The sequence below is a fragment of the Curtobacterium subtropicum genome (assembly GCF_030362975.1).
GTDB classification, from domain to species: domain Bacteria; phylum Actinomycetota; class Actinomycetes; order Actinomycetales; family Microbacteriaceae; genus Curtobacterium; species Curtobacterium subtropicum.
This window is the reverse complement of the sequence record NZ_JAUCMM010000003.1, coordinates 274,650-295,976: the sequence shown is the minus strand read 5'-3', so window position 1 is coordinate 295,976 and position 21,327 is coordinate 274,650. Positions and strand designations below refer to the sequence as shown.

Genomic DNA, 21,327 nt, shown 5'->3' with positions numbered 1-21,327 from the left:
GCGGAGCAGAGTGGAGGGGTCGGCTCGGACGAGCGTCCCTGTCGGGGCGTTCAGGAACCTGTCATCCCTCATTCCGTAAGCTGTGAGTGCCCAGTGAGCCGGACTGCAGCCCGACCCCGAGGAGGTGCCCGATGGTCTCCGTCCTCGTCGCGTTCGCGATCGTCGCCCTGATCGTCCCCGCCCTGACCCCGCTGATGGGGCGGCGTGTGTTCTACCTCGCCGCCCTCGCACCCGCCGCCGCCGCCGTGCTGACCGTCGCGCAGACCGACGCCGCCCTGCACGGCGGGGTCACGAGTCGGTGGCAGTGGATCCCCCAGCTCGACCTGGCGCTCTCCCTGCGGATGGACGCCCTTTCGTGGGTGCTCGCCCTGGTCGTCTCGGTCGTCGGGGCGCTCGTCCTCGTCTACTGTGCGTCGTACTTCGGGCGGGACGAGCCCGGGCTCGGACGGTTCGCGTCCGTCCTGACGGCCTTCGCCGGGTCGATGTACGGCCTGGTGGTGGCCGACGACGTGATCGTGCTCTTCGTGCTGTGGGAGGCCACGACGGTCTTCTCGTACCTGCTCATCGGCCAGGACGCCGACAAGCGTGCGAGCCGGGCCGCCGCGATGCAGGCCCTCGTCGTGACGACCGCCGGCGGGCTGGCGATGCTCGCCGGACTCGTCGCCCTGTCGGTCACCGCGGGCACCACGAGCCTGTCGGGCATCATCGCGCGGGCTCCGGAGCTCGTCGACCGACCGGGACCGCTCGTGCCGGTCGCGGTCGTGCTCGTGCTCCTCGGCGCGCTGACGAAGTCGGCGATCGTCCCGTTCCACTTCTGGCTCCCGGCAGCCATGGCCGCGCCGACCCCGGTCAGCGCCTACCTGCACGCGGCCGCGATGGTCAAGGCCGGCATCTACCTGGTCGCACGCCTGGCCCCGGCCTTCGCGCTGCTGTCCGGCTGGCGGGAGACGATCACCGTGCTCGGCGTGCTCGGGATGCTGATCGGCGGGTACCGGGCACTGCGGCAGACCGACGTCAAGCTGCTGCTCGCCTACGGCACGGTCGCGCAGCTCGGGTTCCTCGTGCTCGCGGCGGGGTGGGGCGCACCCGCGGTCGCCCTGGGCGGCGTCGCCCTGCTCGTCGCCCACGCCACGTTCAAGTCGACGCTGTTCCTCGTCGTCGGCGCGGTCGATCACGTGACGGGCACGCGGGACCTGCGGAAGCTCAGCGGGCTCGGACGGAAGCTGCCCTGGCTCGCCGTCGTGGCCGTCCTCGCGCTCGCGTCGATGGCGGGCATCCCGCCGACGATCGGGTTCGTCGCGAAGGAGGCCGTCCTGACCGGCTTCGTCGAGGAACTCCACGGTCCGCAGGCCGCCTGGGCGTGGATCGCGCTCGTCGGGGTGACCCTCGGCTCGCTCCTCACCGTCGCCTACTCGCTCCGCTTCCTCTGGGGCACCTTCGCACGGAAGCCCGGCGTGACCGACACCGAGGCGCACGGCCTGCACGGACTCGGCGTCGTCCCGTCCGTCCTCGCCGTCGCCGGCGTGGCACTCGGGGTGCTCACGCCTGTCGTCGCACACGGCATCGAGCCCGCGGCGACCGCTGCGGCGCTGCCAGAGGGCGAGGTCCCGCACCTGGCGCTCTGGCACGGACTCGAACCAGCACTCGGCCTCTCCGCGATCACCCTGGTCGGCGGTGTCGCCCTCTTCCTCGCACGACGTCGGGTCGAGGCCCTGCAGCACCGGCTCTCCGGGTCGCCGAGCGCGGCGGACACCTACCGGAAGACCATGCGCGGGCTCGACCGCCTGGCGACCGGGCTCACCGCCGGCGTGCAGCGCGGTTCGCTGCCCTACTACCTGACCGTCATCCTGTCGGTGTTCGTCGCCGGGGCGCTCGCGAACCTGGTGCTCGGCGGCCCGTGGGCATTCCGCGTGCGCTTCGCCGACTCGTGGGGACAGGTGCCGGTGGTCGCCGTGATGGCCGTCGCCGCGATCGCGGTGCTCACTGCGAAGACCCGGTTCGCCGCCGCGGTGCTCGTCGGGGTCACCGGGTACGGGATGTCCGTGCTCTTCGTCCTGCACGGGGCCGTCGACCTCGCGCTCACCCAGCTCGTCGTCGAGACCGTCACGCTCATCGCGTTCGTGCTGGTGCTCCGCCGGCTCCCCCCGCGGATCGCGACCGCGAACCCGTCCCGCTTCCGGATCGTGCGGGCGCTGTTCGCCGCACTCGCCGGCATCACGATGGCGATCGTGGTCGTCGTCGCCGCCTCGGCGCGGAACAGCACCCCGATCTGGCCGGACATCCCGGCGCTCACGAAGTCCTTCGGGCACGGCCTCAACGTCGTGAACGTCGCCCTGGTCGACCTGCGCGGCTGGGACACGCTCGGCGAGCTGACCGTCGTCGTCGCCGCGGCCACGGGCGTCGCGAGCCTGATCTTCCTCGACTCGCGCGAGGACACCCTGCCGCGCCTGCGGGACCTGCCGGCGAGCGTCACCAGCGACAAGCACCGCCCGGACGGCGAGCCCCGTGCGTGGCTGCCGACGAGCGCCGCGATCCCGACCGGCCGCTCGGCGCTGCTCGACGTGGTCGTCCGCCTGCTCTTCCACGGCCTCGTCGTGCTGTCGCTCTACCTGCTCTTCGCCGGGCACAACGCCGCGGGCGGCGGGTTCGCCGGCGGACTCGTCGCGGGCATCGCTCTTGCCGGCCGCTACCTCGCCGGCGGACCCGCGGAGCTCGGTGCCGCCGCACCCGTCCGCGCCGGGCGCCTGCTCGGACTCGGCGTCGCGACCGCGGCCACGACCGCCATCGTCCCGCTGTTCTTCGGGAAGGAAGCGCTGTACTCCTCGTTCATCGAGGCCGACGTCCCCGTGCTCGGCCACGTCGAGTTCGTCACCGCGACGTTCTTCGACATCGGCGTCTACCTGGTGGTCGTCGGACTCGTGCTCGACGTGCTCCGCAGCCTGGGAGCCGAGGTCGACCGGCAGCGTCTCGAGGACTCCCGCGCCCGCATCACCGACACCACGGAGGGCGACGTCGACGACAACGCCGCCGCCGCGACCCCGGAGGGGAGTGCCGTATGACCATCACCCTGGTCCTCGTCATCGCGATGGCGGTGCTGTTCTCGTGCGGTGTGTACCTGCTGCTCGAACGGTCGCTGACCCGGATGCTGCTCGGCTTCCTGCTGCTCGGCAACTCGCTCAACCTGCTGCTGCTCATCATGTCCGGCGCGGCGGGCAACCCCCCGATCGGCGGATCGTCCGAGGGCATCACCGACCCGCTCCCCCAGGCGTTCGCCCTGACCGCCATCGTCATCACCTTCGCGGTGAGCGCGTTCCTGCTCGCGCTCATCCACCGCTCCTGGAAGCTGTCCCGAGCCGACGAGGTCGAGGTCGACGAGGCCGACGCCGCCATCGGCCGGGACCGCGAGGACGACCCCGCCGACGACGACCCCGAGATCGACACCGACCCCGAAGCAGCCCAGAACGAGGAGGCCACGCGATGACCTGGCTCGTCCCCCTGCTCGTCCTCGTCCCGCTGCTCGGCGCCGCCGTCGCACTCGGGCTGCTGCGGCACCAGGAGCTCCAGCGCGCCATCACGGTCGCGGTGCTCGCCGTCGCCGTGGTCGTCGCCGCCACGCTCATGGTGCTCGTCGACCAGCACGGCACCATCGTCGTGCAGGTCGGAGGGTGGCAGGCGCCCTACGGCATCTCGCTCGTGGTCGACCGGTTGAGCGCGCTGCTCCTCACCGTGAGCGCGAGCGTGCTCCTGCTCGTCCTGCTCTTCTCGATCGGCCAGGGGCTCGCGGCCGACGACGAGGACGCGCCCGTCACCATCTACTACCCGACGTACCTCGTGCTCGCGGCCGGCGTGCTCGACGCGTTCCTCGCGGGCGACCTCTTCAACCTCTACGTCGCCTTCGAGATGCTCCTGGTGGCGAGCTACGTGCTCATCACCCTCGGGGGCAGCGAGCAGCGCGTCCGGGCCGGCACGACGTACATCATCACGAGCCTGATCGCCTCGGCGCTGTTCCTCGCCTCGATCGGCCTGGTCTACGGCGCGACCGGCACGGTCAACATCGCGCAGATCTCGGAGCGCGTCGCCGGGCTCCCCGAGCACGTGCAGCTCCTGCTCCACACGATGCTGCTCATCGCCTTCGGCATCAAGGCGGCGGTGTTCCCCCTGGCGTTCTGGCTGCCGGACTCCTACCCCACCGCACCGGCGCCGGTCACCGCGGTGTTCGCCGGTCTGCTCACCAAGGTCGGCATCTACGCCATCATCCGCCTCGAGACGATCATCTTCCCGCGACCGCAGCTCAACACCGTGCTGCTCGTCGTCGCCGTGCTCACGATGATCGTCGGCGTGCTCGGGGCCGTGTCCCAGACCGACGTGAAACGCCTGCTGTCCTTCACGCTCATCAGCCACATCGGCTTCATGGTGATGGGCGTCGGGCTCGGCTCCGTCGTCGGCACCGCCGCGGCCGTGTTCTACACGGTGCACCACATCGTCGTGCAGACCACGCTCTTCCTCGTGTCCGGCGTGATGGAACGCGTGGGCGGCACCACCTCGACCCGATCGCTCGGCGGACTGCTCAAGGCCGCCCCGTTCCTCGCGGCGCTCTACCTGGTCCCCGCCTTCAACCTCGGCGGCATCCCACCGTTCTCCGGCTTCATCGGCAAGCTCGGACTGTTCCGCGCCGCGGCCGAGGACGGTTCCCCGCTGGCCTGGGTGACGGTCGGTGCCGGCGTGGTCACGAGCCTCCTGACCCTGTACGCGCTGATGCGCGTCTGGGACGCGGCCTTCTGGCGGCCGAAGCCCGCCGCCGAGGCGGCGGCCCCGCACGCCAGCACGGCCGAGCCGCACGCGCACCTGCGGTCGCCGGAACCCGCGCCGCTGACCGTCTCCGAGGAGACGGGCGAGGCGTACCACCCGGGAGGCTCGACCACCGTCACCGACGCGGCGCACGCGAGCAGTGCCTCCAGTCCGGCCACGGGACAGACCGCAGCCGTCGAGCCGTCGGTCCACACGCCGCTGCCGCGGATGCTCGTCGCCGTCACGACGGTGGCGGTCCTCGGGTCGGTCGCGCTGACCGTCGTCGCCGGACCGCTCTACGGCTACGCGACCCGCGCGGCCGAGTCGCTGGAGTCACCGGCCCGGTACGTGCAGGCGGTCCTCGGCAGCACGGACGGGGTACCCGATGAGTGACATCCGCCGCATCACCAACGCCCGACGGATCGCCGTCGCCTGGCGGTACGACGTGCCGCTCGTGGCCGGACTGACCGTGCTCTGGGCACTGCTGTGGGGGTCGTGGAGCGTCCTGACGCTGCTGTGCGGCCTGGTCGTCGCGCTCCTCGTCACGCAGCTGCTGCCGCTGCCACCGGTCCCCCTGTCGAAGCGGTTCTCGCTGCCGCGCGCAGTGTGGTTCCTGGTGGTCTGGGCCGGGCACGTGGTCGTCGCGTCGTTCCGGGTGGCCTGGGCAGCCGTCCGGCCGCGCGGCGTCCGGCGGAGCTCGATCGTGCTCGTGCAGCTGCACACCACGTCGGAGATGACCTTCACCCTCGCCACCCTGGCGATCTCCCTCGTGCCCGGGTCGTACGTCGCCGACGTCGACCTCCCCCGCCGACGCCTGCTCCTCCACGTGCTCGACACCGAGCGCCGCGAGCAGGTCGACCAGGAGCGACGGACGGTCGCCCGCATCGAGGAGCTCGTCATCCGCGCCATCGGGTCGAAGCAGGACGTCTCCGAACTCGCCGAGCCGCTGCCGGAGGTGACCCGGTGAGCGCCGCGGTCGTCGTCATGGCCGTCGGGATCGCCCTGGTGCTCGTGCTGCTCGGTGCCACGCTCGCGCTGGCCGTCGGGAGGATCGTGCGCGGACCGACGATCCTCGACCGCATGATCGGATCCGACATGGTGCTCACCACCGCGCTCGTGGTGATCGCCGCCGCGATGGTGATCCGGCGCGACCTGACCGCGGTGCCCGTGCTGGTCGTGATCGCGGCGACGAGCGTCTTCGCGACCATCGCCGTCGCGCGCATCGTCACGCCGTCGTCGGATCCGTCCGACGAGGGCATGGACGTGACCACACCGGAGCACGCCGTGGAGGAGGAGTCGAAGTGATCGAGATCCTGGAGTCCTTCGTCGACGGCGCCGGTGTGCGCGCCTGGATCGCCCTCGGCCTGATGCTGGTCGCCGCGGCGCTGTCCCTCGGCGCCGCCGTCGGCATCGTGCGCTTCCGGGACCCGCTCGTCCGACTGCACTCCATGGCGAAGCCGCAGGTCCTCGGGCTGGCGCTCGCCCTGGCCGCGATCGTCGTGGCGGTGTGGACCTGGACGGCGTTCTGGGTGGTGCTGCCGGTGCTCGTGTTCCAGCTCTTCCTGGTACCGGTGTCGACGCACATGATCGCGCGTGCCGGGCTGCGGTCGAACGACTACCGGCACGAGGACCTGCTGGTCGACGACACCGAGGACTGAGTCACCCCGCGGCGCGGACGGCCTCCTCGTCGTCGTCGGAGAGTCCTGCGCCGTGCGGGTGGACCGGCTGGAGCTGTTCCCAAGCGAGGACGTCAGCCAGCGTGTCGCCGAGGGGCCTCCGCCTCAGGCCGGCCGAACGCGCTCGGTCTGCCGGGCGGTCGTTCATGCCCTGGTGGTCGTCGTCGGGGATCCACAACGGCAGGGACCGCTCCCCCACCCACGGTGCCACCCCGCGCGCGAGGAGCACCTCGTCCGACAGCGGCTCGACCGGGACGTCCGCACCAGCTGCGGCCCGTGCTGCTCCGAGGTGCTGCCCCAGCGTGACGACCTCGCCGGTGACGTCGTGGACGCCCGCTCGTCCGCCCTCGGCCGCCCCGACGAGCCAGGCCGCGAGGTCGCGGACGTCGATCACCGACGTGGGCCGATCGGTGCGCGCCGGGACGACCACCGCACGGCCACTCCCGACTGCACGGGAGAACCGCCACGGCCAGTAGCCGGAACGTCCGGTGTGGTCCCCCGGTCCGCCGATGAGTCCGGCCCGGGCGATCGACGTGCGCTCGGGGCCGAAGACGTCGAGGACCGCACGTTCGCACGCCACCTTGGCGGCGCCGTACTCGGCGGGGTCGTCGGACGGCTCGACCACGGCGGCGTGCTCGTCGGCACCGCGCTCGGCATGGGACGCGTAGACGCTGACGGTCGACACGAAGACGTACCGGTCGGCGACGGGCTCGAGGTCCCGGACGGCCCGGCGGACGTGCTCCGGGGTGCGCGAGACGTCGATGACGGCGTCCCAGTGCTCACGGGACACCGCGGTCAGGGCGTCGTCGCGGTCCCGGTCGGCCCGCACGAGTCGGGCGCCGGTCGGGACGTCGGAGCCGCGAGCGACGCACGTCACGTCGTGGCCGGCGTCGATGGCGTGCTGCACGACGGTCCGGCCGAGCCAGGCGGTGCCGCCGAGGACGAGGATGCGCATGCAGTCCAGCCTGCACCGGGCGGCGACCGGGCGTCCCGCAGTGCCCGGGGTCAGGCGGTCGCAGCGACCGGCGTGCGCTCCCGCCGCGCGAGCAGCAGGTCCGCCACGGCGGCGACGACGACCAGCGCGGCGGCGTACGCGGGGAACGCCATCGCGGCAGCGGTCCCGGCTCGTTCCGCGACCTCGCCGACGACGGCCGACGCGACCGACTGGCCGACGATGACCGCCGAGCCCAGGATCGTCATCGTGGTCGCCGAGCGGCCGACGGGCGACCGGTCCGACCCCAGGCTGTACTGCGCCACGAGCGTCGGACCGATGCCGATGCCCATGATCCCGAGCACGAGGACGACCGCGCCGACGGAGTCCGCCCGGCTGAAGGCGATCGCGCCGCCGAGCAGCACGACGCCGAACACGAGCCAGCGCCAGGCGACGCCGAAACGCTGCGGGAACGCCGCCGAACCGAGGGCGAGCGCCGCGGACCCGATGCCCATCACGCCGTAGAGCAGGCCCGCCCGGGACGCCTCACCCTGCTGTTCCGTGAAGGCCGTGAGTGAGGTCAGCGTCGAGCCGAAGAACAGTCCGATGCCGAGGATCCCGATGACGACCACGAGGAGCCGCGGGCGGAGCAGCTGCCGAGCCGGGGCGCGCGTCTCCTGCGCCGGTCCGCCGACGACCAGGGCGCCGGTCGGGTGCAGGGCGAACGCGGTGACGAACACGAACGTCAGCGCCGAGGCTCCCGCGACGGCCACCCACGGCGCGATCGTGCTCGCGAGCAGACCGACCAGGAACGGTCCGACGATGAAGACGGTCTCGTCCGCGGCGGACTCGTACGCCATCGTGCCGCTGAAGACCTTGTCGCGCCGGGCCCCGGACATGCGCTGCCGGATGATCGCGACGAGCCGCGTGCGGGACATCGGCGCGACCTGGGGCGCGGTCGCACCGATGAGGAACGACATGGCGAGGACGGCGAGGTCGGGTGCGGTGCTCGCGACGACGAGCGGCAGGACCCCGAGCAGCACGGCGTTGGCGAGGCCGACCGGGACGAGGACGGCACGCTGGCCGAAGCGGTCGGCGGCAGCGCCCACGAGCGGCCCGAAGACCGCCGATCCGATGCCGACGAACGCGGAGTTGATGCCGCCGAGGGCGACGGAGTCACGGGATGCGACGACGAGGGTGAGGACACCGACGACCATCATCGCGAAGGGCAGCCGGGCGACGAACGCGATCGGGAAGTACCACCGACCGGCGAGGGAGACGAGGGACGCGTCGGAGCGTCGGGGTTGGAGCATGAGGGGGTGTGCCTTCTGGGGCCCGGCCTGGTCGGGCAGCGGGCCCATCGGGTGCCGCCGCTGTCCGTCGGTGGGGTCGACGGCCGGTAGATACACACTGCTTGCTGTTGTGACCCGCCAGGGTACCAATCCCGTCCGGACGGCACACGGGATCCGTCGGGACGCACCGCGGGTCGGTCTGGAGGCGCGTGGCGGCCCCGCCACGCGCCTCCAGACCGTCGTCAGCTGCGGCGCAGGCCGTCGTCGATGCGCGCGAGCAGGGCGGCGGCCGCGTCGAGTCCGCCCTCGTCGCCGCCGAGCGCGGCGCGGAGCCGACCCGCCCAGTGGGCGTGCAGCCGGGCGATGCTGTCGTGGGCGAGCGGGGTGGGGTGCAACTGCACGGTCCGGGCGTCTTCCGGGTCCGTGCGGCGCTCGACCATGCCCTTCGCGACGAGGGACCGGAGCGCGACGCTGCAGTTGCTGCGCTGCAACGCGGTGGACTCGGCGACGGCACTCGGCGAGGCGCCTGGGTTCCGGTGCACCCAGCGCATCACGAGTGCCTCGGTTCCGGTCAGCGGCACGATGTCGAGCGCGTGCGGACCGTGCGGGTCGACCTCGCGACCGATGCGCAGGACGACGTCGGCGAACTCGGCGAGGGCGTCGTCGGAGACCGCTGGTGCCATGCCGCCACTGTACCGCCCGGCAGCAATGAGTTATGGTTTCATAACCATGACGACGGACACCGGATCCATCCGCGCCTCCACGGCGACGCCCTCCACCCGCCCCACGGGCATCACGACGCCGCTGCTGCTGGTGCTCGGCCTGCTCAGCGCGGTCGCGCCCTTCGCGACCGACCTCTACCTGCCGGCGTTCCCCCGGATGACCACGGAGCTGTCCGCCTCAGCGACGACCGTCCAGCTCACCCTGACGGCGTTCCTGGTCGGCGTGACCGCGGGCCAGCTCGTCTTCGGCCCCCTGTCGGACCGCTTCGGCCGCGTGCCGCCGCTCGTCGCCGGAGCCGCACTCTGCGTCCTCGCGAGCGCCGCAGCGGTGCTCGCGCCGAACGTGGCGGTGCTGATCGTCGCCCGGCTGCTGCAGGGCCTCGGCGGCGCGGCCGGCATGGTCATCGGCCGCGCCGTGATCTCCGACCTCGCGACCGGCAAGCCGGCGGCGCGGGCGTTCTCGCTCATGATGATCGTCGGCGGGGTCGCACCCGTGGTGGCGCCGCTGCTCGGCGGGCTGCTCACCGCACCCATCGGGTGGCGCGGACTGCTGTCGATCGTGCTCGGCCTGTCGGTGCTGATGCTCGTCGCGGTGCTCGCCGTCGTGCGGGAGACGCACCTGCGGTCGCGCCGCGACGCCCTGCGGGACGAGCGCGTGGCGTCCGGTTCGCCGCTGCGTGCCCTGCGGTCGCGGACCTTCCTCGGCTACACGGCGGTCTTCGGCTTCGCGTTCGCGGTGATGATGGCGTACATCTCGGCGTCGCCGTTCCTGTACCAGGGCATGCTCGGCCTCGACACCGTCGGCTACGGGCTCGCCTTCGGCATGAACGCGCTCGCGCTGATGGGCGTGAGCATCCTGTCGGCGAAGCTCACCGCGACCCGGTCGGTCGAGGGCGTCCTGACGCTCGGCATCACCCTCGTGGTGGCGTCGACCGTGGCGTTCGCACTGCTCGTCGCGACCGGGGCACCGGTCCTCTGGCTCGCGGTACCACTGTTCACCGCGGTGGGGTCGCTCGGCCTCGTGCTCGGGAACGCCACGGCGCTGGCGCTCGGGGCGGTGCCCGGGGTCGCCGGCAGTGCGTCGGCCGTGCTCGGGGCGCTGCAGTTCGGGCTCGCGGCGCTCGTGTCGCCGCTCGTCAGCATCGGGGGCGAGGGCACGGCAGCACCGCTCGCGGTCGTGATGCTCGCGGCCGCGGTGGTCGCCGTCGTCGCGCTCGCGGCAGCGCGACGCAGCCGGGCGTAGTCGCCGACGCCGCCCGGCTCACGCGCTCAGTGGCGGCGACCGAGCGGCACCGCGGCGCCCTCCCGGGGGCGGAGGAACGGGATGCGCGGCATCGCCCAGTCCACCCACACCACCCGGGCCGCCGGTGCCACCGCCAGTGCCCACAGGATCGAGGCCGCGGCGTCGGTCGGGTAGTGCACCGCGTCGATCGACACCGACAGGAACACCACCACGATCGCCACGACTCCGGCGACACGGGCGACCTGGTGCCACCGTGTCTCGCGGACGACCCAGACGAGCGCGATCACGAACGCGGTGATGTAGACCGTGTGGCCACTCGGGTACCCGGGGTCGGGCTGGACGGGGAACGGGTGCGGCAGCAGCGCCACGTCGGGCCGGGCGCGGTGCACGATCTCCTTGACGACCGCCGAGGGCAGCCACGTGATCGCGATCGTCATCCCGAACCCGAGCGCCGGCCGGATGTCCCTGGCCCGCCACCAGATGATGCCCGCGACGACGAACGTGATCGCGATCGCCGGCACCGGGCTGATGACGTGGTAGACCGCCGTCGTGAACGCGCCGACCGCGCCCGTGTGCAGCGTGTTGAACGCCTTCGCGAGGCCGATGTCCACCGAGCCGAGGAAGAAGCCGATCACCGTCAGCACGACCACTGCCCCGATGCCGATCGTGACGGTCGCCAGCGGATGGGGGTTCGGCTCGAGGATGCCGACGACGTCGGCCCTCCTGCGGCGGCGCTCGGGCTCGGTGCTCATCAGCCCATCGTCCCAGGAGGAACCGCTCGTGCCCGCCACGCACGGGCCGCCCAGATCAGAGAGCACACAGCCAGCTGCTCGCGGCCGTGCGGACGACGTCGCGGCTCAGTCCTCGACGTCGAACACGACGACGCTGCTGCTGCCCGCTCCGATGTGGTCGGCGACCGGCCGGTGCTCGGGGTGCGGCAGGTAGCCGGCGAGCGCCTCGCGGTCACGGAAGCGCACGGTGAGCATCCAGTCGAAGCCACCCTCCTTGCCCTCGGTGCTGATGCTCGGCCCCGAGTGCACGGACTCCACCCCGTCGATCCGGGGCAGGTGCTCGCGGCACAGGTCGTCCGCCCGTGCGGCGTGCTCGCCGATCCCGTCCCGTCCTGCGTCCCACTGCACCAGCACCACGTGCGTCACACCGGCCATGCCCTGCTCCCGTCGTCGTCCCCGACACTGCCACCGGGTCGCTGGGACACCACCCCGCCTGTGTCCGCACGCAACCGCGCGACCTACCGTCGCCCGGGTACGAGACGGCACGACGGAGAGGAACACCATGGCAAGCGGAGTGGCAGCAGTGTGGGTACCGGTCAGCGACATGCAGCGCGCGGTCGCGTTCTACCGGGACACGCTCGGCCTGACGGTCGCGAGTGAGGACGACGACTGGAGCGAGATCGACGCGAACGGGCTGCGCATCGGCCTGAACGGCCGGGAGTCGGCGAGCCCGTCGAGCGGGGGCGGCGCAGTCGTCTCGTTCCAGCCGGACGGGAGCATCGAGGACGAGGTCGCCGACCTGCGGTCGAAGGGTGTCGAGTTCGCGGGTGACGTCAGCGAGCACCCGTGGGGGAAGATCGTCCCCTTCCAGGACAGCGAGGGCAACGACCTGCAGCTGTACGCACCGCCGCAGGGCTGAGCACCCCGGGCGCTCTCGCGGGCGTGCGACGGACGGGAGGCGCGGTGCCGGTCGGCACCGCGCCTCCCGTCCGTCGTCGACGCGCGTTCCTTCCCATCGCGGGCGACCTGGGATGCCGATCCGCGCGTACCAGGGCAGAAGGAACGACCCATGATGCGCGGAACGGCCTCCTCCGCGCGGAACGGCCGGGTCGGCGCGGGTGCTGTCTAGAACGCGGGGGTCCCGCCCGCGATCGTGACGGTCGAGCCGGACTGGTAGCTCGACTCCGGGCTGACCAGGTGCACGTAGGCGGCACCGAGCTCGGCGGGCTGGCCGGGGCGGCCGAACGGCGACTGCTCACCGAAGTGCGCCACGGTCTGCGCGTCGTCCGAGCCGGGCTGCAGCGGCGTCCACACCGGACCCGGTGCGACCGAGTTCACGCGGATGCCCTTCGGGGCGAGCTGCTGGGCGACGGCCTCGGTGAAGGTCTTGACCGCGCTCTTCGAGATCGCGTAGTCGATCTTGTCGGGCGACGGGGTCGCTGCCTGGATCGACCCGGTCGTGACGATCGTGGATCCGGGCTCGAGGTGCGGCACGGCCGCCTGCGTCAGCCAGAACAGCGAGTAGATGTTCGTCTTGAACGTCGAGTCGAAGTGCTCGGTGGTGAGCGACAGGATGTCGTCGTTGCTGTCCATGCGACCGGCGACCATGACGAGCGTGTCGAGGCCTCCGAGCTCGTCGACGGCCTTCTGGACGAGGTCCTTGCAGTACTGCTCGTCGGAGATGTCGCCCGGGACGAGGACGGCCTTGCGCCCCTCGGACTCCAGGAGGTCACGGACCTGCTCGGCGTCCTCCTGCTCGTCGGGCAGGTAGGACAGGACGAGGTCGGCGCCCTCGCGGGAGAGCGCGATCGCGGCCGCGCGTCCGATGCCGGAGTCGGCGCCGGTGACGATGCCACGGAAGCCGGTCAGGCGCTCCTTGCCGACGTAGCTCTGCTCACCGTGGTCGGGCTCCGGGTCCATCTTCCACGCGGCACCGGGGAGCGACTGCTCCTGCTCGGGGAACGGCGGCTTCGGGTAGAGGGAGTTCGGGTCGCGCTTCTCGTACTGGCTCATGGGGCCATGGTGCTCGTCGACCGCTCCGTGCCGGTCCAGCGGGTGCTGTCACCCGGGCACCCAGGTCGCGTCCGGGCGACGGGCGTTGCCTGCTCGCGGTCACCCGAACAGCAACTGGAGGCACGACATGGCGAAGACCTGGTTCATCACCGGAGCATCGAAGGGCTTCGGCCGCGAGTGGGCGGAGGCCGCCCTGGAGCGCGGGGACTCCGTCGCGGGCACCGCGCGGAACACCGACGACGTGCAGGCGCTCGTCGACCAGTACCCCGACACCTTCCTGGCGATCCGGCTCGACGTCACCGACAAGGCTGCGGACGTCGCTGCCGTGCAGCAGGCCGCGGAGCACTTCGGCCGGCTCGACGTGGTCGTGAACAACGCGGGTTTCGGCCACTTCGGCATGGTCGAGGAGCTCACCGAGGACGAGGTCCGCGCGCAGCTCGAGACGAACTTCTTCGGCGCGCTGTGGGTCACGCAGGCGGCGCTGCCGATCATGCGCGAGCAGGGCTCCGGGCACGTCGTGCAGGTGTCGAGCATCGGCGGGATCAGCGCGTTCCCGACGGTCGGCGCGTACCACGCGTCGAAGTGGGCGCTCGAGGGGCTCTCGCAGTCGCTGTCGCAGGAGGTCGCCGGCTTCGGCATCCACGTCACGCTCGTCGAGCCCGGCGGCTTCTCGACCGACTGGTCGGGCCCGTCCTCGAAGCACAGCGAGGAGCTCGACGCGTACGCGGACGTCCGCGAGGCGGCGTCGAAGCGCCCGTCCGCGTCCGACCCGGGCAAGCCCGAGGCGACCCGCTCCGCCATCCTGAAGGTCGTCGACGCGGAGCAGCCACCGCTGCGCGTCTTCTTCGGCAAGGCGCCGCTCGGCATCGCCGAGCGGGACTACGAGTCGCGGCTCGCGACGTGGCGCGAGTGGCAGCCGGTCGCCGAGGAGGCGCACGGCGCCTGACGCCACCACGTGACGGACGGGAGGCACGGTGCCGGCTGGCACCGTGCCTCCCGTCCGTCACCCGGTCACGCTGGTCAGACGCCCGCCGTCGAGCGGATCCACGAGGACGACTGCGACAGCAGCGCGTAGTTCGACCCGGCCGTCGTGTCCGCCCCCGGGTCGGCGCTGTCACCGGTGGAGCACACCGCGACGACCTTGCCGTTGACCAGGAGCGGGCCGCCCGAGTCGCCGTGGTTCGACGCACCGGTCACGCCGGTGACGTGCTGCGCCTTGCCGCTGTAGGCGTCACGCGACGCGCCCGTCAGCGAGACGGTCGCCTGGTAGAGCCCGTCCGACTGCTGCGCGTTCGCACGCAGGCCGTAGCCCTGGATGACGCCCGTGCCGCTCGACTTCGCCGCCGCGGTCAGGTCGAGGGGCGCGTAGGTCGACAGCGCGTAGGTGCTGCGCAGGTGCACGAGCGCGATGTCCCCGGCCGGCGCAGCGCTGACCCGGTCGACGGCGAGGGCGGAACCGCGGTTCGTGGTGGAGTTCGAGTGGTAGACGTTCATCGCGCCGATGCCGTCGATGCAGTGGCGGGCGGTGACGATCCACGAGGCGTTGATCTGCTCGCCGGTGCAGTTGCTGACGTAGCCGGACGGGATGGTGCCGCCTGAGGCCTCGAGCTGGACGGCCCACGTGGTGGAGGGCGCCTTCTCGCCGCCGACGACCTCGGTGCCGGCGGGCAGGGCGGAGGCGGGGGCGGCGGCGAACACGCCACCGGCGACGACGGCCACGGCGGCGAACGCCGCTGCGAGGGTGTGCTTCATGTGGACTCCTCGGTCAGGGACCCTGCTGCGTTGCAGGGTGCAACTGGGAGTCATCCTGACCCCCGTCCGGGGGCCGCACCAGTCCGCACTTCCACCGACACCACGCCCGGGCGCCGGCGTCGTAGGGTGAGTACGTGTCCGCCCACGGAACCGACGGAGTCCGTCGCCCGGTGATCGCGATCGCCGGACTCGCGATCGAGACCTCGACCTTCACACCGACCCGCACGCTCGCTCCGGCCTTCCACCCCGATCGCGGCGACGAGGTCGTCTCGCGGCACCCGTTCCTGGCGGCCCACGAGCACGCTGCCGAGTTCCGCGGAGCACTCACCGGGCACGCGCTGCCCGGCGGGGTGGTCGCCCGACCGGCCTACGAGGAGCTCGCCGACGAGATCGTCGCCCGGCTGAGGGAGATCGGGCCGGTCGACGGTCTCTGGTTCGACATCCACGGCGCGATGGTGGTCGAGGGCCTCGACGACGCCGAGACCGACCTGCTCGGACGCATCCGGATGGTGGTCGGCCCGGACGCCATCGTCTCGGCATCGATGGACCTGCACGGCAACGTCACGCGGGAGCTCGCGCACCAGCTCGACCTGGTCACCTGCTACCGCACGGCTCCGCACGAGGACGTCGACGCGACCCGTGAGCGCGCGGTGCGGAACCTGGTGGACGTGCTCACCACCCGTCCCGTCGGACACCGGCGACCGGTGAAGGCCTGGGTGCCGATCCCTGTGCTGCTGCCGGGCGAGCAGACCTCCACCCGGGTCGAGCCGGCGGCGTCGCTGTACGCGCAGGTCACCGAGGTCGAGGCCACCGACGGGGTCCTCGACGCGGCGCTCTGGGTGGGGTACGCGTGGGCGGACCAACCTCGAGACCGAGCGGTCACGGTCGTCACCGGGTGGGACACCGACGCCGTCGCCGCCGGGGCGGAACGGCTCGCCCGCGCGTTCTGGGGCGCCCGCGAGGACTTCGCGTTCGTGGCACCGACGGGGACCTTCGACGAGTGCATCACCGCGGCGCTGGCTCCCGGGGCCGCGAAGCCGTTCTTCGTCTCCGACTCGGGTGACAACCCCACCGCCGGCGGGTCGGGCGACATGACGTGGGGGCTGACGCAGGTGCTCGCACACCCGGCGTTCGCCGCACCGGACGGCCCGACGCTGATCTACGCGAGCGTCCCCGGTCCTGCGGCGGTCGCCGAGGCCGTGGCCGCCGGGGTCGGCGCCACCGTCACGGTGACGGCGGGCGCCGAGGTCGACGACGTGCACGCGGGCCCGATCACGATGACCGGCCGGGTGCACGCCGTCCGGCACGGCGACCGGGACGCCGGGACCGAGGTGGTCCTGCAGGTCGGCAGCGTCTTCGCGATCCTGACGACGCTCCGCAAGCCGTACCACCACGAGCACGACTTCACCGATCTCGACCTCGACCCGCGTCGGGCCGACGTCGTCGTCGTGAAGATCGGCTACCTCGAGCCGGAGCTGTTCGACATGGCGGCCGACTGGATGCTGGCGCTCACCCCGGGAGGGGTCGACCAGGACCTGCTCCGACTCGGGCACCACCGGATCGAGCGACCGCTGTTCCCCTACGATCGGGAGTTCGCGACGCCGCCGGACCTGTCCGCGCGCATCGTGCCGCCGTCGGACGAGCCACTCGGAGCCACCCCGTGACCCCTGCACCCGCGATGGCCGTCGCGCTCGAGATCGCCGTGACCTCGCCCGCCGGGGCGACCGTGGCGCGCGACAGCGGGGCCGACCGCGTCGAGCTGTGCGTCGGTCTCGAACTCGGCGGACTCACCCCCTCGCAGGCGCTCGTCGAGGCGACGCACGAGACCGGGATCCCCGCACACGCCCTGGTGCGCTGCCGCCCCGGGGGCTTCACGTACGACGCCGACGAGCTGGCGCTGATGGAACGCGAGGTCCGGACGGTTCTGCGCTCCGGGGCCGCGGGGGTCGTGGTCGGCGCCCTGCACCCGGACGGGACCCTCGACGAGGACGCCCTGCGCCGCTTCGTGGACGCCGCCCGCTCGGTCTCCGCGCACGCCGAGGTCACCCTGCACCGTGCGGTCGACCACGCGGCCGACCCGGTCGCGACGGTGGCGGAGCTCCCCGACCTCGGCGTCACGCGGGTGCTGACCTCCGGCGGCGCCGCGAGTGCTCCAGCGGGTGCGGCGACGATCGCGCGCATGGTCGACGCCGCCGGGCCGGTGCAGGTGATGGCCGGCGCCGGGGTCACCCCCGCTGACGTCGCAGCACTGGTCGCCACCGGCGTCGCCGCGCTGCACCTCTCCGCGAAGCGGTCGGTCGGCGGCGCCGGACACGGTGGCGTACCGATGGGCAGCGGGGACGACGGTTCCGGCCACACCGTCACCGACCCGGCCGTCGTGACCGCCGCGCGGGCCGCGATCGACCGCTCGGCCTGAGGACCACCCCGCCCGGACGTCAGGACACCATCAGCAGATCTTCTGAGATCAAGTCAGCGCCACGACGCGGTCCGAGGCCGCGATCGCGACCGGGTCGTGCGCCGCGTGGACGACGACGACACCCGCGGCAGCCTCGTCAGCGAGCGCCGCCGTCACGAGAGCAGCGGACGCCGCGTCCACCCCGGCCGTCGGCTCGTCGACCAGCAGCACGGGAGCGCGCTGCGCCAGTCCGAGCGCCACGAACGCCCGCTGGCGCTGACCACCGGACAGCTCGTCGAGCGGCCGGTCCGCCAGGTCCGCGATGCGCATGCGCTCCAGCTGCTCGTCCACGACGGTCCGGTCGGCGCGCCCGAGCGGACGCCACCACGGCCGACCCCGCCAGCGCCCCATCGCGACCGTCGACCGGACGGTGAGCGGGAGTGCGGTCGGCGGCACGGCCTGCGTCACGTACGCGACACCGCCGGTCGGGAGGCCCGTCACCACTCCGCCCTGCACGGGCACCACCCCGGCGAGCGCGTCGAGCACCGTGGACTTGCCGGACCCGTTCGGGCCGGTCAGTGCCGTCACGACCCCGGCGGGGAAGGCCGCGTCGAGCCCGTCGAGGACGGTGCGATCGCCCCGTCGGACGACGAGACCATGGGCCTGGAGGGCGCGGGGTTCCACGGCGGTGAGCACCTGTGCACGCTATCAGTATCGATAGTCGTTTTCATGTAGCGTCTCCCAGTGTGACCTGGCTGACCGACCCGTTCTCCGTCGACTTCATGCTGCGCGCCCTCGTCGGCGGCACCCTGGCGGCGGTGCTCTGCGCGGTCGTCGGCACCTGGGTGCTCGTGCGCGGGATGGCGTTCCTCGGCGAGGCGCTCGCGCACGGCATGCTCCCGGGCGTCGCGGTCGCCACGCTCACCGGGATCCCCGCCGTGCTCGGCGCCGCGGTCAGTGCGGCCGTCATGGTGCTCGGCGTCGGCGCACTCCGCCGTCGCGCCCGACTGTCGTACGACACCTCGATCGGGCTGCTGTTCGTCGGCATGCTCGCCCTCGGGGTCATCATCGTGTCGTCGTCCCGGTCCTTCGCCACCGACGTGACCGCGATCCTGTTCGGGGACGTCCTCGCCGTGACCCGCACCGACCTGGGCGGGCTCACCGTCGCCGTCGCCCTCGCGCTCGTGCTCGCAGCGGTCTTCCACCGACCCTTCACCGCCGCAGCGTTCGACGCCCGGAAGGCCGCGACGCTCGGGCTCCGCCCACGCCTGGCCGAGGTCGTGCTCGTCGGGCTCGTCACCCTCGCGGTCGTCGCGTCCTACCGGGCCGTCGGGACGCTCCTGGTCGTCGGACTCCTGCTCGCACCGGCCGCCGCGGCCCGCGCCTGGACCCGCCAGGTCGGCTCGACCATGCTCCTCGCGGCGGTGATCGGCAGCGCGGCCGTCACCATCGGCCTGCTCGTCTCCTGGCACGCAGGGACCGCCGCCGGCGCGAGCATCGCGGCCGTCGCCGTCGCCGGGGTCGCCGTCTCACGCGGACTCGCGGCCCTGACGTCGATCCCCCGACGACGCACGAGCGCCGCCCGGACGCCCGCTCCAGCACCGGAGCCAGCACCGGCACCGGCACCACCAGCAGCAGCACCACGCACGTCAGCACGACCAGCACCACGAGAGGGAGCATGAACCAGCCCACGAACCGTCGCGCACCGCTGCGACGCATCACCACCGCGGCGGTCACCGCCGGGCTCGCGCTCGGCCTGACCGCCTGCTCGACCGAGGACACCGCCGGACCGTCGGCCGACGGGACGACCGCCACCGCGAAGCCGCACGGCTACGTCGAGGGGGCGAGCGAGGCCCAGGAGCCGCAGGTGCGCCTCCTGGCCGTCTCCGCGGACGGATCCACCGCCGTCCACGACCTGATCGCCGACGAGACCACCGAGCTCGACGACGTCGAGGCACCAGCCCACTCGACGACCGACGGACGGTTCCTCGTCACCAGCACCGAGGACCGCACGACGATCATCGACGGCGGCGCCTGGACGGTCGACCACGGCGACCACACGCACTACTACGCGGCCGGACCCCGGGTCGTCGGCACGATCGACGGTGGCGGCCCCGTCGAGGTGCACTCCTCGGAGACGATGACGACCATCGCGTGGCCGGAGCGCGGCGAGGGCGTCGTCCTCGACCGGGCCGCGCTCGGCCAGGGTGACCTCGACGAGACCGCTCGGGTCGACGCGACCGTGCTGCTGCCGTTCGGCGAACTGCTCGTCGCCGGGACGGGAGCCGGCGTCCGCGTGCTCGACGCCGACGGCCAGCCGACCGGTACCGAGGCCGCGTGCGCCGACCCCGCGGGCGGCATCGTCACGCGTGCCGGCGCCGTGGTCGGGTGCGCGGACGGCGCGGTCGTCGTCGACGAGGACGGCGGGGTCACCACCGTCGCGCTGCCGGCCGGTGCGGACCGTCCGACGGCGTTCTCCACCCGTGCGGGACGGCCGACGGTCGCGGGGCTCGCCGGCGACCGCGGCGCCTGGCTGCTCGACAGCCGCGAGGGCAGGTGGCGGCTGGTCGAGACCGAGCGTCCCCTGCGCGCCGTGACCGCCGTCGACGACGAGGACGAGCACGTCGTCGGCGTGGACGACCAGGGCCGGGTCGTGGTGCTCACGGCGTCGACGGGCGCGGTCGCCACGACCGAGCCGCTGCTCGACCCCGACGAGCAGCCGCTCCTGCAGCTCGACGCCCAGCGTGCCTACGTCGCCGACGCCTCCGGGCAGCAGGTTCACGAGATCGACTTCGCGGACGGTGCCCGCGTCGCGCGGTCGATCGACCTGCCCGCAGCCCCCGTCGCGTTCGCCGAGGTCGGACTGTGACGCGCCGGTTCCGGGCCGGGGCCGCACTGGCCCTCGCCGCGGGGCTCGTGACGGCCACGGCGGGGTGTTCGTCCGCGGGACCGGACCGCCCGGTCGTCGCGGTGACGACGAACATCCTCGGCGACGTCGTCTCCGAGGTGGTCGGCGACGCCGCCGACGTGATGGTCCTCATGCCCCCGGGCGCGGACCCGCACTCGTTCGAGGTCTCGGCGCAGGAGGCCGCTCGACTCCGGACCGCCGACCTCGTCGTCGAGAACGGACTCGGGCTCGAGGAAGGTGTCGCGCGGCACGTCGAGGCGGCGGCGTCCGACGGCGTCCCGGTGTTCACCGCCGGCGACCACGTCGACGCACTGGAGTGGACCACCGAGGACGACAGCGGCCCGGACCCGCACCTGTGGAGCGACCCCGCGCGCATGGTCGACGTCGTCGAGGCGCTCGACGGAGCCCTGCGCGAGGCCGGCGTCGAGCCGAGCGGGACCGAGGCGTACCTCGACGACCTCGCGGCGCTCGACACGGAGATGTCGGACGCGTTCGACGCCGTCCCGGAGGACCGGCGGGCCCTCGTGACGAACCACCACGTGTTCGGGTACCTCGCCGACCGCTACGGCTTCCGCGTGGTCGGCGCCGTGATCCCCAGCGGCACCACCCTGGCCTCGCCGAGCGCCGCGGACCTGCGCGACCTCGCCGCGGCGATCGACGAGGCCGGCGTCCCGACGATCTTCGCCGACCTGTCGCAGCCCGCGCGCCTGGCCGAGGTGCTGGCGGACGAGGTCGACGTGCACGTCGAGATCCGCTCGCTCGCCACCGAGTCGCTGACCGAGGACGGAGCAGCGTCGACCTACCTCGGCATGATGCGCTCGAACACCGCGGCGATCGTCGACGGCCTGTCGACTTCTAGTTGAGAATGAGAATCAG

Annotated in this window: 22 protein-coding genes; 14 read left to right on the top strand and 8 right to left on the bottom strand. The window is 72.9% G+C overall.

The genetic code is table 11. From position 1 onward, the window contains the following. Nucleotides 1-131 precede the first annotated feature (131 nt). Genes QUG98_RS06765 through QUG98_RS06740 form a run of 6 tightly spaced genes read left to right on the top strand, consistent with a single transcriptional unit; the run spans nucleotide 132 to nucleotide 6,446 of the window. Nucleotides 132-3,059 (top strand): Na+/H+ antiporter subunit A, encoded by a 2,928-nt coding sequence (locus tag QUG98_RS06765; RefSeq protein ID WP_289469832.1) that lies wholly within the window; start codon nucleotides 132-134, stop codon nucleotides 3,057-3,059. After that, nucleotides 3,056-3,481 carry a Na(+)/H(+) antiporter subunit C gene (locus tag QUG98_RS06760; RefSeq protein ID WP_137766231.1) on the top strand — a complete coding sequence of 142 codons (426 nt, stop codon included), beginning with the start codon at nucleotides 3,056-3,058 and terminating at the stop codon, nucleotides 3,479-3,481. Before QUG98_RS06765 ends, QUG98_RS06760 begins: the two co-directional genes overlap by 4 nt. Continuing rightward, entirely contained in the window at nucleotides 3,478-5,181 is a 1,704-nt protein-coding gene (locus QUG98_RS06755) for a Na+/H+ antiporter subunit D (RefSeq protein WP_289469831.1), read from the top strand. The genes QUG98_RS06760 and QUG98_RS06755 overlap by 4 nt, the downstream gene beginning before the upstream one ends. Further along, a complete protein-coding gene (locus tag QUG98_RS06750) occupies nucleotides 5,174-5,755 on the top strand; it encodes a Na+/H+ antiporter subunit E (RefSeq protein ID WP_289469830.1) in 582 nt (193 codons plus the stop codon). The genes QUG98_RS06755 and QUG98_RS06750 overlap by 8 nt, the downstream gene beginning before the upstream one ends. Next, on the top strand, nucleotides 5,752-6,093 hold the full coding sequence (locus QUG98_RS06745) for an MrpF/PhaF family protein (protein WP_289469829.1): 342 nt from the start codon (nucleotides 5,752-5,754) through the stop codon (nucleotides 6,091-6,093). Before QUG98_RS06750 ends, QUG98_RS06745 begins: the two co-directional genes overlap by 4 nt. Next, the gene (locus tag QUG98_RS06740; protein WP_137766228.1) at nucleotides 6,090-6,446 is read left to right on the top strand and encodes a cation:proton antiporter; all 357 of its coding nucleotides are present in this window, start codon (nucleotides 6,090-6,092) and stop codon (nucleotides 6,444-6,446) included. The genes QUG98_RS06745 and QUG98_RS06740 overlap by 4 nt, the downstream gene beginning before the upstream one ends. A 1-nt stretch (nucleotide 6,447) precedes the next feature. Here QUG98_RS06740 and QUG98_RS06735 read toward each other — a convergent pair whose 3' ends face one another. From QUG98_RS06735 to QUG98_RS06725, 3 genes are all read right to left on the bottom strand, one after another. Further along, nucleotides 6,448-7,419 carry an NAD-dependent epimerase/dehydratase family protein gene (locus QUG98_RS06735; RefSeq protein WP_289469828.1) on the bottom strand — a complete coding sequence of 324 codons (972 nt, stop codon included), beginning with the start codon at nucleotides 7,417-7,419 and terminating at the stop codon, nucleotides 6,448-6,450. A gap of 50 nt (nucleotides 7,420-7,469) precedes the next feature. Continuing rightward, nucleotides 7,470-8,708 (bottom strand): MFS transporter, encoded by a 1,239-nt coding sequence (locus QUG98_RS06730; protein ID WP_289469827.1) that lies wholly within the window; start codon nucleotides 8,706-8,708, stop codon nucleotides 7,470-7,472. Between the two features lie 221 nt (nucleotides 8,709-8,929). After that, nucleotides 8,930-9,370, bottom strand: a complete 441-nt coding sequence (locus tag QUG98_RS06725; protein WP_289469826.1) for a MarR family winged helix-turn-helix transcriptional regulator — start codon at nucleotides 9,368-9,370, stop codon at nucleotides 8,930-8,932. A 46-nt stretch (nucleotides 9,371-9,416) separates the two neighbouring features. On the opposite strand from QUG98_RS06725, the gene QUG98_RS06720 reads away from it, so the two are divergent. Further along, nucleotides 9,417-10,652, top strand: a complete 1,236-nt coding sequence (locus QUG98_RS06720) for a multidrug effflux MFS transporter (protein ID WP_289469825.1) — start codon at nucleotides 9,417-9,419, stop codon at nucleotides 10,650-10,652. Between the two features lie 26 nt (nucleotides 10,653-10,678). Here the strand turns inward: QUG98_RS06720 and QUG98_RS06715 are convergent, their stop codons facing one another. Together QUG98_RS06715 and QUG98_RS06710 are read right to left on the bottom strand one after the other, a co-directional pair. Next, complete coding sequence (locus QUG98_RS06715; protein WP_289469824.1) at nucleotides 10,679-11,404, bottom strand: phosphatase PAP2 family protein; 726 nt, start codon at nucleotides 11,402-11,404, stop codon at nucleotides 10,679-10,681. 105 nt (nucleotides 11,405-11,509) lie between these two features. Further along, the gene (locus QUG98_RS06710; RefSeq protein ID WP_289469823.1) at nucleotides 11,510-11,818 is read right to left on the bottom strand and encodes a Dabb family protein; all 309 of its coding nucleotides are present in this window, start codon (nucleotides 11,816-11,818) and stop codon (nucleotides 11,510-11,512) included. 127 nt (nucleotides 11,819-11,945) lie between these two features. On the opposite strand from QUG98_RS06710, the gene QUG98_RS06705 reads away from it, so the two are divergent. After that, nucleotides 11,946-12,302 carry a VOC family protein gene (locus QUG98_RS06705; RefSeq protein WP_058749105.1) on the top strand — a complete coding sequence of 119 codons (357 nt, stop codon included), beginning with the start codon at nucleotides 11,946-11,948 and terminating at the stop codon, nucleotides 12,300-12,302. Between the two features lie 206 nt (nucleotides 12,303-12,508). Here QUG98_RS06705 and QUG98_RS06700 read toward each other — a convergent pair whose 3' ends face one another. Next, nucleotides 12,509-13,396: an SDR family oxidoreductase gene (locus QUG98_RS06700; RefSeq protein WP_058727481.1), complete on the bottom strand. Its 888-nt coding sequence runs from the start codon at nucleotides 13,394-13,396 to the stop codon at nucleotides 12,509-12,511. A 127-nt stretch (nucleotides 13,397-13,523) separates the two neighbouring features. Between QUG98_RS06700 and QUG98_RS06695 the strand changes: the two genes are divergently transcribed. Continuing rightward, nucleotides 13,524-14,342, top strand: coding sequence for an SDR family oxidoreductase (locus QUG98_RS06695; protein ID WP_289469822.1), 819 nt, complete (start codon nucleotides 13,524-13,526; stop codon nucleotides 14,340-14,342). Between the two features lie 74 nt (nucleotides 14,343-14,416). Here the strand turns inward: QUG98_RS06695 and QUG98_RS06690 are convergent, their stop codons facing one another. Next, on the bottom strand, nucleotides 14,417-15,148 hold the full coding sequence (locus QUG98_RS06690; RefSeq protein ID WP_289469821.1) for a S1 family peptidase: 732 nt from the start codon (nucleotides 15,146-15,148) through the stop codon (nucleotides 14,417-14,419). 134 nt (nucleotides 15,149-15,282) lie between these two features. Here QUG98_RS06690 and QUG98_RS06685 point away from each other — a divergent pair, with 134 nt between their 5' ends. Both QUG98_RS06685 and QUG98_RS06680 read left to right on the top strand, forming a co-directional pair. Beyond that, the gene (locus tag QUG98_RS06685) at nucleotides 15,283-16,812 is read left to right on the top strand and encodes a M81 family metallopeptidase (protein WP_289469820.1); all 1,530 of its coding nucleotides are present in this window, start codon (nucleotides 15,283-15,285) and stop codon (nucleotides 16,810-16,812) included. After that, nucleotides 16,809-17,564, top strand: a complete 756-nt coding sequence (locus QUG98_RS06680) for a copper homeostasis protein CutC (protein ID WP_353067830.1) — start codon at nucleotides 16,809-16,811, stop codon at nucleotides 17,562-17,564. The genes QUG98_RS06685 and QUG98_RS06680 overlap by 4 nt, the downstream gene beginning before the upstream one ends. Nucleotides 17,565-17,612: 48 nt before the next feature. Here QUG98_RS06680 and QUG98_RS06675 read toward each other — a convergent pair whose 3' ends face one another. Then, the gene (locus QUG98_RS06675; protein ID WP_289469819.1) at nucleotides 17,613-18,239 is read right to left on the bottom strand and encodes a metal ABC transporter ATP-binding protein; all 627 of its coding nucleotides are present in this window, start codon (nucleotides 18,237-18,239) and stop codon (nucleotides 17,613-17,615) included. Between the two features lie 50 nt (nucleotides 18,240-18,289). On the opposite strand from QUG98_RS06675, the gene aztB reads away from it, so the two are divergent. Genes aztB through QUG98_RS06660 form a run of 3 tightly spaced genes read left to right on the top strand, consistent with a single transcriptional unit; the run spans nucleotide 18,290 to nucleotide 21,314 of the window. Then, a complete protein-coding gene (gene aztB, locus QUG98_RS06670) occupies nucleotides 18,290-19,225 on the top strand; it encodes a zinc ABC transporter permease AztB (RefSeq protein WP_289469818.1) in 936 nt (311 codons plus the stop codon). Then, the gene (locus QUG98_RS06665; RefSeq protein ID WP_289469817.1) at nucleotides 19,222-20,412 is read left to right on the top strand and encodes an ABC transporter; all 1,191 of its coding nucleotides are present in this window, start codon (nucleotides 19,222-19,224) and stop codon (nucleotides 20,410-20,412) included. The genes aztB and QUG98_RS06665 overlap by 4 nt, the downstream gene beginning before the upstream one ends. Then, the gene (locus QUG98_RS06660) at nucleotides 20,409-21,314 is read left to right on the top strand and encodes a metal ABC transporter substrate-binding protein (RefSeq protein ID WP_289469816.1); all 906 of its coding nucleotides are present in this window, start codon (nucleotides 20,409-20,411) and stop codon (nucleotides 21,312-21,314) included. Before QUG98_RS06665 ends, QUG98_RS06660 begins: the two co-directional genes overlap by 4 nt. Nucleotides 21,315-21,327: the final 13 nt, after the last annotated feature.

Excerpts from the sequence above, each read along its gene's own strand:
- QUG98_RS06765 (WP_289469832.1), top strand. The coding sequence starts at position 132 with ATGGTCTCCGTCCTCGTCGCGTTCGCGATCGTCGCCCTGATCGTCCCC.
- QUG98_RS06760 (WP_137766231.1), top strand. The coding sequence starts at position 3,056 with ATGACCATCACCCTGGTCCTCGTCATCGCGATGGCGGTGCTGTTCTCG.
- QUG98_RS06755 (WP_289469831.1), top strand. The coding sequence starts at position 3,478 with ATGACCTGGCTCGTCCCCCTGCTCGTCCTCGTCCCGCTGCTCGGCGCC.
- QUG98_RS06750 (WP_289469830.1), top strand. The coding sequence starts at position 5,174 with ATGAGTGACATCCGCCGCATCACCAACGCCCGACGGATCGCCGTCGCC.
- QUG98_RS06735 (WP_289469828.1), bottom strand. The coding sequence starts at position 7,419 with ATGCGCATCCTCGTCCTCGGCGGCACCGCCTGGCTCGGCCGGACCGTC.
- QUG98_RS06730 (WP_289469827.1), bottom strand. The coding sequence starts at position 8,708 with ATGCTCCAACCCCGACGCTCCGACGCGTCCCTCGTCTCCCTCGCCGGT.
- QUG98_RS06725 (WP_289469826.1), bottom strand. The coding sequence starts at position 9,370 with ATGGCACCAGCGGTCTCCGACGACGCCCTCGCCGAGTTCGCCGACGTC.
- QUG98_RS06720 (WP_289469825.1), top strand. The coding sequence starts at position 9,417 with ATGACGACGGACACCGGATCCATCCGCGCCTCCACGGCGACGCCCTCC.
- QUG98_RS06715 (WP_289469824.1), bottom strand. The coding sequence starts at position 11,404 with ATGAGCACCGAGCCCGAGCGCCGCCGCAGGAGGGCCGACGTCGTCGGC.
- QUG98_RS06710 (WP_289469823.1), bottom strand. The coding sequence starts at position 11,818 with ATGGCCGGTGTGACGCACGTGGTGCTGGTGCAGTGGGACGCAGGACGG.
- QUG98_RS06705 (WP_058749105.1), top strand. The coding sequence starts at position 11,946 with ATGGCAAGCGGAGTGGCAGCAGTGTGGGTACCGGTCAGCGACATGCAG.
- QUG98_RS06700 (WP_058727481.1), bottom strand. The coding sequence starts at position 13,396 with ATGAGCCAGTACGAGAAGCGCGACCCGAACTCCCTCTACCCGAAGCCG.
- QUG98_RS06695 (WP_289469822.1), top strand. The coding sequence starts at position 13,524 with ATGGCGAAGACCTGGTTCATCACCGGAGCATCGAAGGGCTTCGGCCGC.
- QUG98_RS06690 (WP_289469821.1), bottom strand. The coding sequence starts at position 15,148 with ATGAAGCACACCCTCGCAGCGGCGTTCGCCGCCGTGGCCGTCGTCGCC.
- QUG98_RS06665 (WP_289469817.1), top strand. The coding sequence starts at position 19,222 with ATGAACCAGCCCACGAACCGTCGCGCACCGCTGCGACGCATCACCACC.